The organism is Planosporangium spinosum (genome assembly GCF_049999945.1).
Lineage (GTDB): Bacteria > Actinomycetota > Actinomycetes > Mycobacteriales > Micromonosporaceae > Planosporangium > Planosporangium spinosum.
Genome location: NZ_JBLYUB010000052.1, coordinates 1 through 12,523 on the forward strand (window position 1 = coordinate 1; position 12,523 = coordinate 12,523).

At 72.6% G+C, this 12,523-nt stretch carries 9 protein-coding genes and 1 pseudogene; 6 read left to right on the forward strand and 4 right to left on the reverse strand.

Annotated features, from left to right (window positions below):
- The first annotated feature begins 67 nt into the window (after positions 1–67).
- The 3 genes from ACNTMW_RS33760 (at position 68) to ACNTMW_RS33770 (ending at position 3,542) form a co-directional block, all read left to right on the forward strand.
- Positions 68–1,600: a sensor domain-containing diguanylate cyclase gene (locus ACNTMW_RS33760; protein WP_426638131.1), complete on the forward strand. Its 1,533-nt coding sequence runs from the start codon at positions 68–70 to the stop codon at positions 1,598–1,600.
- A 102-nt stretch (positions 1,601–1,702) separates the two neighbouring features.
- Positions 1,703–2,560, forward strand: coding sequence for a serine hydrolase (locus tag ACNTMW_RS33765; RefSeq protein WP_426638132.1), 858 nt, complete (start codon positions 1,703–1,705; stop codon positions 2,558–2,560).
- Positions 2,561–2,672: 112 nt separating this feature from the next.
- Positions 2,673–3,542 carry an LLM class F420-dependent oxidoreductase gene (locus tag ACNTMW_RS33770; RefSeq protein WP_426638133.1) on the forward strand — a complete coding sequence of 290 codons (870 nt, stop codon included), beginning with the start codon at positions 2,673–2,675 and terminating at the stop codon, positions 3,540–3,542.
- 73 nt (positions 3,543–3,615) lie between these two features.
- Here ACNTMW_RS33770 and ACNTMW_RS33775 read toward each other — a convergent pair whose 3' ends face one another.
- Entirely contained in the window at positions 3,616–5,289 is a 1,674-nt protein-coding gene (locus ACNTMW_RS33775; protein ID WP_426638134.1) for a methyl-accepting chemotaxis protein, read from the reverse strand.
- A 228-nt stretch (positions 5,290–5,517) separates the two neighbouring features.
- Positions 5,518–7,962, reverse strand: coding sequence for a glycoside hydrolase family 3 N-terminal domain-containing protein (locus tag ACNTMW_RS33780; RefSeq protein ID WP_426638135.1), 2,445 nt, complete (start codon positions 7,960–7,962; stop codon positions 5,518–5,520).
- Positions 7,963–8,118: 156 nt separating this feature from the next.
- Here ACNTMW_RS33780 and ACNTMW_RS33785 point away from each other — a divergent pair, with 156 nt between their 5' ends.
- The 3 genes from ACNTMW_RS33785 (at position 8,119) to ACNTMW_RS33795 (ending at position 12,074) form a co-directional block, all read left to right on the forward strand.
- Positions 8,119–9,369, forward strand: a complete 1,251-nt coding sequence (locus ACNTMW_RS33785; RefSeq protein ID WP_426638136.1) for a cellulose binding domain-containing protein — start codon at positions 8,119–8,121, stop codon at positions 9,367–9,369.
- Between the two features lie 109 nt (positions 9,370–9,478).
- Positions 9,479–10,921, forward strand: coding sequence for a plasmid pRiA4b ORF-3 family protein (locus ACNTMW_RS33790; protein WP_426638137.1), 1,443 nt, complete (start codon positions 9,479–9,481; stop codon positions 10,919–10,921).
- Positions 10,922–11,153: 232 nt separating this feature from the next.
- On the forward strand, positions 11,154–12,074 hold the full coding sequence (locus ACNTMW_RS33795; RefSeq protein ID WP_426638138.1) for a GNAT family N-acetyltransferase: 921 nt from the start codon (positions 11,154–11,156) through the stop codon (positions 12,072–12,074).
- A gap of 97 nt (positions 12,075–12,171) precedes the next feature.
- On the opposite strand, the gene ACNTMW_RS33800 is transcribed toward ACNTMW_RS33795, so the two are convergent.
- Complete coding sequence (locus tag ACNTMW_RS33800) at positions 12,172–12,396, reverse strand: hypothetical protein (RefSeq protein WP_426638139.1); 225 nt, start codon at positions 12,394–12,396, stop codon at positions 12,172–12,174.
- 10 nt (positions 12,397–12,406) lie between these two features.
- Positions 12,407–12,523: pseudogene (locus tag ACNTMW_RS33805) on the reverse strand (IS5/IS1182 family transposase); the annotation flags it as partial.

Genomic DNA, 12,523 nt, shown 5'->3' on the forward strand with positions numbered 1-12,523 from the left:
GCTCATGGTCCATACCGCGCTATCGGCAGCCGCCTCCATTCGACCCCGGCGCTGCCGATAGCGCGGTATGGACCATGAGCAGGCGGCCGGGAGGGGCACGCTCCTCGCGCTTCTCCGCGCGGCCGGCGGCACCGTCTCCGAACAGGTGTCGCGGGCCCTGGAGGCGCTGGTCGAGGAGTTCCGGATGGAGGTCGCCTTCGTCAGCGAGTTCCGCGACGGGCAGCGTGTCGTGACGCACAGTGTGAACGCCCCGGGCGGTCCGGTGGTGCCGGTCGGCATGGCGCACCCGCTCCGGGAGACCCTGTGCCACTCGGTCGTGTCGGGTGAGCTGGAACCGCTGGTACCGGACACCGCGGCGAACCCCCGGGCGGCGGCCCACCCGCACGTCTCCGCGTTGGGCGTCGGCGCGTACGCCATCACCCCGCTGTACGCCGGCTCCGCGGTGGTGGGGACCCTGTGCTGCCTGTCCCGCAGCCCCGGCACCATGGTGGACGAGCGGGACAGCGTGACGCTGCGGGCCGTCGCCGGCTACGTCGGCGAACTGCTGGCCGGCTCGCCGGTACCCGCATCGCAGCCGAGGCCGGTCGATCTGAGCCTGCTGTCGAGCGTGGTGGTGGGCGAACGCGACCTCGAAGGGTTGACCCGGCAGCTGCTGGAGCTCATCCGGCAGGTCACGCACCTCGACACGGCCTTCCTGTCGATCATCGACTGGGAGGCCGAGGAGCAACGCGTCCTGTACTCCCTGAACGCCGGTGAGCTGAACATCCCGGAAGGCATCACCGCCCCGTGGTCGGACACGCTGTGCCACCGCGCCTTCGAGCAGGGGCGGTCGTATACCGCCAACGTGCCCGACATCTGGGGCGAATCCCAGGTGGGGCGCGCGCTCGGCATCGTCAGCTACCTGACCGTGCCGCTGCACGACGCGGACGGCTCCGTGGTGGGCACCCTGTGCGGGGCCAGCAGCAGGTCGCAGGAGATCGACTCCGGGCAGGTGGCGGCCATGGAGATGTTCGCTCGCCTCGTCTCCGGTCAACTGATGCGGGAGACCGCCCGCAACGCCGAGCTGGCCCGCGTCGCCGCGCTGGAGGAACGGATGGGCAGGCTGCGTGAGCTGGCCGAGCGTGACCCGCTCACCGGCCTGCTCAACCGTGCCGGCATCCAGGGCTGGTTGGCCACCGCGCTGGTCGCGCTGCGACCCGACGTCGAACAACTCGGCGTGGCCTTCGTCGACCTCGACAGCTTCAAGCCCGTCAACGACTCCCATGGACACTCGGTCGGTGACGAGGTGCTGCGCCGGTTCGCCCTGGCGCTCGGCGCGACCGGGCGCCCCGGTGACCTGTACGGCCGGCTCGGCGGGGATGAGTTCGTCGTCGCCACGCTGCTGCCGCCCACCTCGGCGGCGCTGGCCGCGTGGGCGGGACGCCTGCGGCGGGCGGCCGTCGCGGAGATCGGCGAGGTCCGCGTCACCGCCAGCGTCGGCGCCGTGGGCATCAGCGACCCGCAGACCCCGATCACCGAGGTGCTGCACCGCGCCGACGAGGCGATGTACCGCGTGAAGTCGGCCGATCGGTCGGGCGGAGCGGGACCGGTCGCGGCCTGAGGACGGGATTCCGGGGCCGGTCGCGGCCTGAGGGTGGGCGCGGTTCGAACCGGTTCCGGTCGCCGTCCGTACCACCCGGGGGCGGACGGGAGGCGTGCGGCGGTGCGGGTACCGGTGGTGGTGGGGTGCGCGGTGGTGGCGTTGGGTTTCCTCGTCGGCGTCACCACGCCGTACGGGAAGGTCGCGCTGCCGGCGGCGCGCACCGGCCCGACCGCCACGCCGGCCGCGGCGCAGCCGTTGCTGCGGGCGGCGTCGGTCACGATGCCGGCGGCGGTGTTCCGGTCGTGGGCGCTGCTCGACACCCGGACCGGGAAACTGAGCGGCTCGGACACCATCGCCGCCACCAGTGACACGCTGTCGATGGTGAAGGCGTGGCTGGCGGCCGACCACCTGCGCCTGGCGGCGCAGCGCCGGGAGCGGCCCAGCACGGAGCGGCTCGACGAGCTGAGCATCATGATCCGGGACAGCGACAACGAGGCCGCCGAGGACATCTTCCGGCGCAACGGCGGTACCGCTTCGATCCAGCGGCTGATCCGGACGTGCGGGCTGACCGACAGCAGCGCGGTGCCCGGCCGGTGGAGCGAGACCCGGATGTCGGCCCGGGACGCGGTACGGATGGGCGCGTGCCTGGCCGACGGCCGCGCCGCCGGTCCGCAGTGGACGTCCTGGGTACTCGACGAGATGCGCCGGGTCCGCGGCGACGGCCGGTTCGGCATCGTCAAGGCGCTGCCCGCCGAGGCCGCCGCGAAGACGGCGATCAAGAACGGCTGGTTGCTGCGCGACACCGACGGACTGTGGCATGTGAACTGCCTGGCGGTGGGCGACGGCTGGGCGCTCGCGGTCATGCTGCGGTACCAGCCGTCGCTGGGTTTCCCGTACGGCGGCGCGGTGTGCGAACAGGTCACCCGCCAGTTGCTGAACCCGGCCGCGACGGTACGGGCGAGCCCGCCGCCGACGTGAGCCGCCGGCCAGTGTGCCACCGGTAGGCCGGTTCGGGCGGGACTGCCGGGAGCGGCCAGCGGCACTAGGCTGGCGGTGAGGTGCACCGCCCGCCGATCCCGGAGGAACCGCGATGAAGCTCGGCCTGCACTACTGGAACTACTCGACCCCCGCCGACCCGGCGGCGATCGCCCCGACGCTGGCCGAGACGGCGCGGATCGCCGAACAGGCCGGTCTGTCGTCGTTCACCGTCATGGACCACTACTTCCAGATGGAGTCGATGGCGTCGGTCGACGAGCCGATGCTGGAGGGCTACACCACCCTCGGCTACCTCGCGGCGAAGACCGAGCGGATGACGCTCGGCCTGCTCGTCACCGGTGTCATGTACCGGTACCCCGGGCTCCTGGCCAAGATCGTCACGACCCTCGACGTGCTCTCGCAGGGCCGGGCGCGGCTGGGGATCGGTGCGTCGTGGTACGAGCGGGAGCAGGCCGGCCTGGGCGTGCCGGTGGTGCCCGTCGCCGAGCGGTTCGAGCGGCTGGAGGAGACGCTGCTGATCTGCCTGCAGATGTGGAGCGACCTCAACGGTCCGTTCAAGGGCCGGCACTACCAGCTCGCCGAGACGCTGTGCGTACCGCAGCCGATCAGCTCGCCGCGGCCGCCGATCATGATCGGCGGTGGCGGCGAGAAGAAGACGCTGCGCCTGGTCGCGCGGTACGCCGACGCGTGCAACCTGTTCGGCAGCAGCCCGGCCGACGTCGCGCACAAGTTGGACGTGCTGCGTGAGCACTGCGCCGCCGAGGGGCGCGACTACGCCGACATCGAGAAGACCGTCCTCGTGATGCGCCCGCCGCTCGCCGACGTGGACGCGTTCGTCGCCGAGGTCGGCGAGTACGGAAAGCTCGGCGTCACCGAGGTGCAGACGATGCCCGACCGCCACCCGGTCGAGTTCGCCGAACAGCTCGCCGAGCGGGTAGCGCCGCGGATCGCCGACCTCGGCTGACCGGGCCGGTGCCGGCCCGGTGTGGAACGCTGGGCCGGCGCGACCGGTAGCCGGCACGGCGCGCCGGCAACGGTCAGCGGGCGGTTTCGGCGATCGAACGGACCCGTTCCATCGCGTCCTCGACCTGCCGGCCGAGCCGTTCGACGACCGCGCGCTGCTGGCCGGACGCCTCGCGTACCCCGGTGGTGGTGTCGTTGATCGAGGCGATGCCGTCGGTCATCGCGTCGATCGCCGTGGACACCGTGGCCATCCGCGCCTCCAGTTCGGTCAGTGTGGTGCTGATGTCGCCGGTCGACTCGGACGTGGTGGTCGCCAGCGCCTTCACCTCGCCGGCCACGACCGCGAAACCGCGCCCGGCCTCGCCCGCGCGGGCGGCCTCGATGGTCGCGTTGAGCGCCAGGAGGTTGGTCTGGGCGGCCACCCCCGAGATCAGCTCGGCGATGCCGCCAACCCGGCGCAGGCTGGCGGTGAGGTCACCGACCAGTTCGCGTGCCCGCTGGGCCTGCTCGACCATTTCCCGGGTCGCCTGGTGCGCGGTCTCGACCCGCTGGTCGATCTCGTCGGTGGTGGTACGGGCGCTCTCGACCTGCGTCACGACCTCGGCAAGCTGATCGGTGACCAGGGTCGTGGTCTGTGTGACGGCGACCTTGGCCTCCTGGCGGGACTCATGCTCGAGCTGTTGCCGTTCGGCGTACGTGCGGTTCAGTTCCTCCTCGCGGGCGGCCTGCTCGGCCTGGAGCTGGGCGTCCTGGGCGGCCATCGCGTCGAGCATCTGGTCGATGGCGGCGGCGAGGGCCGGGATGTCGCCGGTACCGGTCATCCCGACGCGCAGGCTGCGGTCACCGGAGGCGACGATCTCCTCGGTGGTGCGCCGCAGCGGCCCGACCCGGTTCCGCACGCTGCGATTGACCAGCAGAACCATGGTGACGGCGAGGGCCAGGGTGGCGACCGCCATCAGGGCGAAGATCTTCATCGCGGTGTCGCCGGCGACCTGGTGGATCGGCCGGTCGCGCAGCGACCGGAGCACGACGGGGGAGCCGTTGACCGTCGGGATGGCGGCGTCGACGGCGATCTTGCCGTCGGCCGTGGTGGACGTCGATACGCTGATCTTGCCGACGCTGCTGGTCAGCGACGGCTGCGCGCTGCCGCCGGCAGAGACGGCGGTGACGTGCTGCAGCGGCAGGTTGACCTGCGTGCCGAGCTCGGCCAGGCGCTCGGCGCCGAGCGACTTCATCGCGACCAGACTGCCGGCCGCCGTGCCGCTGCCGTCCCCGAGGAAGACGGGCGTGCTGCAGAACAGGTAGCCGGTTCCGCCCGCGTTGAGCACGCCGCAGCGCACCGTGCCAACCTTCTCGTTCGCGGTGCTCAGCTTGTTCAGGGTGACCGGGTCGGCCAGCTCGCCGGTGGGCGGGGCGTACTGCCCGTCCTTGGGGAAACCGCCGACGCGCAGGGCCCCGTCGGGCCCGACGCCGAGCAGCGCGTCGAAGCCGAGGATGTCCTTGTACTGGTCGGCCGGCATGTCGGAGACGAAGCCCGCCGCGTCGCTGTTGGTGACGTCGTTCCAGGCGTTGTCCCACTGGGCGTTGACGACGCTGTAGTTGGTCAGCAGCCGGGCCTGCGCGTCCAACGCGATGCGCAGCCGGTCGGAGTCCTGCGCCACCTGACGCGCCTCGATGCCGTCGAACGCGCTAGTGGTGATCTGTCGGAGCACCAGGAACCCGATGGTCAAGGCCAGTACCGCGCCCACGATCGGACGCCATCTACGAAGTACCCAGGTCACGTCTGATCTTTCGGCGGGCAACGGCCCGGCTTGATGGCTTCGTCCCTTATGGTGACGAACGGCGCAGTTGGCCGGTATCGCGGTCGATGCTCACGGCGACGGGAACGGGACGCCACCGATGTGGCCCCGGCGCCGGACGCCCCCCGGCCGGCGCGATGACCGTCGTCATGCGCGCCCTGACCCGGTGGTCGGCGGTCAGCCGGTGGCGCACGGCGCGCCGTTGAGGGTGAAGCCGGTGGGTGGCGCGTTCGCGCCGGTCGTGGTCGCCTGGAAGCCCCAGGTCGCACTGCCCAGGTGGCCGTTCCATCCGATGTCCCGGGCGCTGACCTGGCTTCCGTTCTGGGTCACGGTGGCGTTCCAGGCGCTGGTGATTCGCTGTCCATCGGGGAAGGCGAAGGCGAGGGTCCAGCCATCGACGGTACCGCCGGTGACCGACACGGCCACGTCGCCGACGAAGCCGCCGCTCCACTGGCTGGTCACCCGGTAGGTCACCGTGCACCGCACCCCGGCGGGCGGCGTGGGAGGGGCGGTCGGCGTCGGCGTCCGGGTGGGAGTGGGGGTCGGTGTGGAGGTCGGGGTGGGAGTCGGCGTCGGGGCCGGCGTTGGTGTCGGGCCGCCGGTGGGGTAGCTCAGCCCGTACCCGTACCCGAACAGCCCGGTCTTGCCGTCGCCGTCGTTGATCGGCTCCTGGTCGGCGCTGGCCGGCCAGGTCACCGGCAGCTTCCCGGTGGGGTTGTAGTCTCCGAACAGGACGTCGGCCACGCCGGCGCCCTCGCTGCCGGGCAGCCAGGCGGCGAGCAGGGCACTCCAGTCGGGTAGCTGCGCGGCGATGTCCAGCGGCCGGCCGGACACCAGTACGGTGACGACCGGTACCCCGGAGGCCCTGAGTCGTTGCAGCGTGGACAGGTCGGTCGCGTCGAGCCCCAGCGAGCCGGTCCGGTCGCCCTGGCCCTCCGCGTACGGCGTCTCGCCGACCACCGCGATGGCGGCCCGGTACGAGGAGTCGATGCCCGACCCGTCCCGGTTGTAGGTCACGGTCGTGCCGGCGCCGACCGCGCTCCGGATGCCCTGCAGGATGGTGGTACCCGGCACGATCGCGCCGGACCTGCCCTGCCAGGAGATGGTCCAGCCGCCGCTGGAGTTGCCGAGGTCGTCGGCGTTCTTGCCGGCCACGAAGAGCTTCCCGCCGGTCTTCGCCAGCGGCAGGATCCCACCCGCGTTCTTGAGCAGGACCTGCGACTCGCGGACGGCCTGCCGGGCCAGGTCGCGGTGGGCCTGGCTGCCGACGGTCTGCGCGTACGAGCGGTCGGCGTACGGGTGCTCGAACAGGCCCAGCTCGAACTTCTTGGTCAGGATGCGGCGGACGGCGTCGTCGATGCGCGACATCGGTACCGCGCCGGACTGCGCGGCGGACTTCAGGTACCCGATGAAGGTCTTGTAGTCGTTCGGCACCATGATCATGTCGAGGCCGGCGTTGATCGCGGTCGTGACCTCCTGCTGGGTGAACCCGGTCGCGCCGTCGAGCTGGTCGATGGCGGCCCAGTCGGAGACCACGAAGCCGGTGAAGCCCAGCTCGCCCTTGAGCACGTCGGTGATCAGGTACCGGTTGCCGTGCATCTTGACGCCGTTCCAGCTGCTGTACGACACCATGACCGCGCCGACCCCGCGGTCGACGGCGGCCTTGAAGGGGGGCAGATGGATCGCCCGCAGATCCTGCTCGCTGAGCTGGGTGTCGCCCTGGTCGCGGCCGCCGGTGGTGCCGCCGTCGCCCAGATAGTGTTTGGCCGTGGCCAGCACCACGGCCGGTGCGGAGAGGGACGGACCCTGCAGGCCGGTCACCACCGTCGTCATCGACGACACCAGGTCGGGATTCTCGCCGAACGACTCGTACGTGCGGCCCCACCGGTCGTTGCGCGCCACGCACAGGCACGGCGCGAACGTCCAGTCCAGACCCGCGCCGGTGACCTCCTCGGCGGTGGCCCGCCCGATCTGCTGCACGAGCGCCGGGTCACGGGTGGCGCCGAGGCCGATGTTGTGCGGGAAGATCGTCGACCCGTACACGTTGTTGTTGCCGTGCACCGCGTCCAGCCCATAGATCATGGGGATGCCCAGCGGCGTGGCGAGGGCGGCGCGCTGGAAGGCGTCGTACATGTCGGCCCAGCCGGCCGGGGTGTTCGGTGTGGGCGCCGAGCCGCCACCGGACAGGATCGACCCGACGCGGTAGCCGGTGACGTCGGCGGTGGTGACCGCGGCGCGCTCGGCCTGGGTCATCTGCCCGACCTTCTCGTCGAGGCTCATCCGGGCCAGCAGGTCCGCCACCCGCTCCGGAACGCCGCGTGACGGGTCCTGGTACGGGTACGCGTAGGCGGCCGCCCGGTGCACGCGGGCGGAGCCGGCCGCCGTCCTCGTGGTGGACGAGGCCGTGGCCGCCGAGGTCGACGGGGCTGACGCCGTGGCCGCCGAGGTCGACGGGGCTGACGCCGTGGTCGCTACGGCCAGGGCGACGGCCGCGAGCGCGAGCGGGGCGGCCCGACGGAGCCGGGGTCGGAACCGGAGTGGGGGCCGGAGCCGGAGCCGGGAGCGGAGCCGGGGTGGGGGCTGCCGCGGGCTGGGGTCGAACCGGCCCGGTCGCAGGTACATACATTCTCCTTCGTCGATGTATTGACGATAGGAGCCACGGCCGGTACGCGCTAGTGGGAGCGTGCCCAAATTTTGCTCCAGCTCCATTGAGCTGGAGGAATTCGCTTGCTTCAATGCATGCGGGAGGGTGGGTACGCCGACACGGAGGGAAGCGCCATGCTGACCAGAAGAGTTCTTCCAGGGGTGCTGGCGGTGCTGCTCACCGCGCTCGCCGTCACCCAGCCGGCGTCCTGGGCGTCCGCCGACGCCGGGCCCGCGTCGCCGGGCGCCGCTGCCGATCGGCCGGTGGCCGCTGCCGCCCGGCCGGTGCCGCCGGTGGCCGCTGCCGCCCGGCCGGTGTCCGGATCCGGGGCCACCGATCGGCCCGTGGTGCGGGCCGCGGCGCCTGTCCGGATCATGCCGCTGGGCGACTCCATCACCGGGTCCCCCGGTTGCTGGCGCGCGCTGTTGTGGAACAGGCTGCAGAGCAGCGGCTACACCAACATCGACTTTGTCGGCACCCTCCCGCCCCAGGGCTGCGCGGTGCCTTACGACGGCGACAACGAGGGGCACGGTGGTGCCCTGGCGACCAACGTCGCCAACCAGAACCAGTTGCCCGGCTGGCTGGCGGCGACCCGGCCGGACGTCGTGATGATGCACTTCGGCACCAACGACGTCTGGAGCAACATCGCGCCGGCCACGATCCTTGCCGCGTTCGGCACGCTGGTGGACCAGATGCGCGCGAGCAACCCCGCCATGAAGATCCTGGTCGCGAAGATCATCCCGATGAACCCGAGCAGCTGCGCCGACTGTGGACAGCGGGTGGTCACGTTCAACAGCCAGATCCCGGCGTGGGCGAGCGGCAAGAGCACCGCCCAGTCGCCGATCACCGTCGTCGATCAGTGGACCGGGTTCAACACCGGTACCGACACCGGTGACGGCGTACACCCCAACGACGCTGGCAACCAGAAGATCTCGGACCGCTGGTACCCGGCACTGTCCGCCCTGCTGACCCCCGGCGCGACGCCGCCGCCGACGACGCCGCCGCCGACCACGAGGCCGCCGACCACCACGCCGCCGACCACCACGCCGCCGACGACGGCGCCGCCCACCTCTCCGCCGCCCGGCGGGGGTGGTTGTACCGCGACGTACGCGGTGACCAACCAGTGGCAGGGTGGCTTCCAGGGTGCGGTGACCGTCACGGGTACCGGTGCCGCGACCGCTGGCTGGACGGTCCGGTGGACGTTCGCCAACGGACAGACCGTCACGCAACTGTGGAACGGCACGGTGAGCCAGACCGGATCCGCCGTGACGGTCCGCAACGCCGCCTGGAACGGCAACCTCGCCGCCGGGCCGGCGACCGTGGGCTTCACGGCGAGCTGGACCGGTACCAATGCCGTTCCCGCCCTGACCTGCGCCACCACCTGACGGGGCTCGGTGGGTCGGGGGTCGGTGTCGGTGTGGCGACCCTGGCGGAGGCCCCCGTAGGCTTCATGATCACGGAGAAGTGCGGGTACTCCGTGGCACGATAGCCGTTATGGCCCGAATGCGGCGTGCCGACGACGCTGGGCCGGCCGCGCGTGCCGCGCCGACCGGAAGCGGCGGGCTGGCCGGGGACGCGGCGCCGACCGGGGACGCTGGGCTGGCCGGGGACGCGGCGCCGACCGGAAGCGGCGGGCTGGCCGAGGACGCCGGGTTGGCCGAGGTGCTGGGCCTACTGGCGGCTGCGGGGGTACCGGCCGACGAGGTGCTGAGCGAGATCCACCTCCCCGGCGGCCCGGAGCGGATGATGCAACGCCTGGTCGAGGCGGGGCTGTTGCCGTCGCGGGACGAGTCGCTGGCCGGGCTGCTGGCGATGTGGAAGCCACTCCTGCGGCGCGACTGCGACCCGTGGCGCGCCGAACTGGCCGGCGTCGAGTTCCTCGGCGTGGTGCGCGACGCCGCGGCGAGCGACGAGGAGGTACCCGAACTGTTGGCCGACCTGATCGCGCAGGTCGGCGGGTACGGCGGCGGTGCGGCGCTGGCCATGCTGCGGGTACTCGCGGTGGTCGGACCCGCCCCGGTCCGGCCGGCGGCGGCGGAGGCGGCCGACCGGGTGGCCGCGACCGGCGTACCGGACCGGCCGTGGGTGCGGGGGCTCGGCGCGCCCGACGTCGGCGCCTGTTTCGGGTACGTCGACAGCGCGGGCGGGTGCGAGGCGGTCGCGGTCACGTTCGCCTACGGCCGCCGGGAACACGCGCTGGCCGTACTGGTCGACCACGAGTGCGGCGGCGGGATCAAGGACTGCTGGCCCACCGACCGCCCCGACCTGGTCCGGGCGGACTTCCAGCGGGCGGCCGACCGGTACGGGCTGAGCTTCCACGAGTACGAGCTCGTCGACGCCCGGGCGATCCTCGACCGTGCCCTGCGCCGTCGGCCCTGCCCGGCCACCCCGGACCAGGCCGAGGACGTGCGTGACCATCTGGACCTGCTGCGGTCGCGGGTCGCGCTGTTGCCGGCCGGTGGGAGCCCGCCCGACGCGGCGGCTCGCGGGGTCGTCGCGGTGCACCGGGTGAAGGTCACGCTGCGCGGTACGAAGCCGCCGGTCTGGCGCCGGCTGGAGGTGCCGTCGGGCCTCCCGCTGCGCCGGTTGCACCGCTGCGTCCGGGCGGTGTTCGGCGGGGAGGACCGCCAGGCGTGGCTGTTCCGGACCCCGGCGGGCGCGTACGGTGTGGCCGACCGGGCACGCGGCCACCGCAGTGCCCAGTCGACGACGCTGGCCGAGGTCGCGCCCCACGTCCGCGACGTGATCTCGTACGAGTACGGCGACCGGGAGCACCGGATCGTCGTCGAGGACGTGGTCGCCGCCGAGCCCGGCACGGCGTACCCGCGCTGCCTGACCGGCCGCGGTGCGGGATCGGCCGGAGTTGCCGGCGGGTTCGACGCCGACGCCGCGAACCGGGCGCTGGCCCGGTTGGCGGCCGTCCTCATCCCGGCGTGACGACTGTTACTGGCCCAGCGCCTGCGCGATCGCCGCGGTGTCCTGGTACTCGCGCCGGTCGCCGACGACGTACGGCTGCCCGAGGTGATGGCCCTGCTCACCAGCGTCTGCCAGGGCGCGCTGAACGGCGGCTGGAGCTCCGACCTCCAGACCCGTACACTCGCCGTGGTCTTCGCGGGCTACGTCCCGGCGTCGATCGCGACCGGTCGCCGGTACGGGGAGGGGACGCCGGGTGAGGTCGAGCGGATACCGGCAGGACGACCTGCCGGACCTGTACCGGTTCGCCCAGCGGATCTGGTCCCTGGGTAGCCGCTTCCACCTCGGTGACCTGGCGTGGAACCTGGGCCAGGTGCCCGAGGGCAGGCCGGGATGGCGGATGGCGCTGTGGCGCGCCGGCGGTGAGGTGGTCGCCTGGGGCTGGCTGGCCCTGCCCGGCGACCTGTCGCTGCTGGTCGACCCGGCGAGTGCGGACCTCGCCGACGAGGTGCTCGACTGGGCCGCCGGCCTCGCGGCGGAGCCGCTGACCGTCACGGTCCTCGACGCCGAGAAGCACCTCGTCGCGGCGCTGGAGCGGCGCGGGTACGCCGCCGACCCCGGCGGCCGGTTCTTCCAGGCGTACCGCCGCGACCTCGCCGACCTGCCGCCGGTACCGGAGCTGCCGGCCGGGTTCGCCGTGCGGGCGGTGCGCGACGACGCCGACCTGACCCGGCACGCGGCGCTGCACCGGGAGGTGTGGCCACGGTCCGCGCTGACCGACGACGGGTTCCGGGCGCTGGCGGCCGGTTGGCCGTACCGGCGCGACTGTGACATCGTCGTGGAGGCACCCGGCGGCCGGCTCGTGGCGTACTGCCTGGGCTGGTACGACGACGTCAACCGGGTCGGCGAGTTCGAGCCGGTCGGCACGGTCGCCGAGTACCGGCGCAGGGGACTGTCGCGGGCCGCCGGCATCGCGGCGCTGCACGCGTTCCGGGCCGCCGGTGGGGAGACCGCCCTGGTCTATCCGCGTGGCGACGACGAGTACCCGGTGCCGAGGCAGGTGTACGCCGCCCTCGGGTTCACCCCGCACGCCCGGACGGTCCGGTACCACCAACAGCCCGAACTCGACCAGGTACCTGACCTGGTCGTCATCGGTCAGCCCGCCGCTCGCCGGTAGTTCCCGCCCGGTGGAGCCGTCCCGCGCTTCGTCAAGCAGGCGGCCGTTGGAGCCCTCACTGAGCCAGGTCGGGTGGGGTGGCGGAGGACGTCATCATTCAGGGGCAGGGCTTCCCGGTGAAGAAGGAGATCACCACTCGGGTGGGTGGCTGGTCGCCGACGCGGATGTCCAACGGTACGCAGCGGCGCCCCACGACGTGGAAACCTCCGATGTACACGGTGTCGAACGCCTCGCAGGCGTGGAAGGTGACCGCCTCGGCGGGGCTGTACGACCACTGCTGGCCGTACGTCAGGCCGGCGACGGCGCGCGCCTCGGGGGCCACGGAGCTGATTTCATCCTGACTCGCGCTGCTCCTCGATGAGTTGGAGGAGCGTGATCGCGGCGAGGATTGGGGTGGCTCGTCGCGGGCAGCAGTGGAGTTTGGTCAGGACCTTCCACGTCTTGAGGGT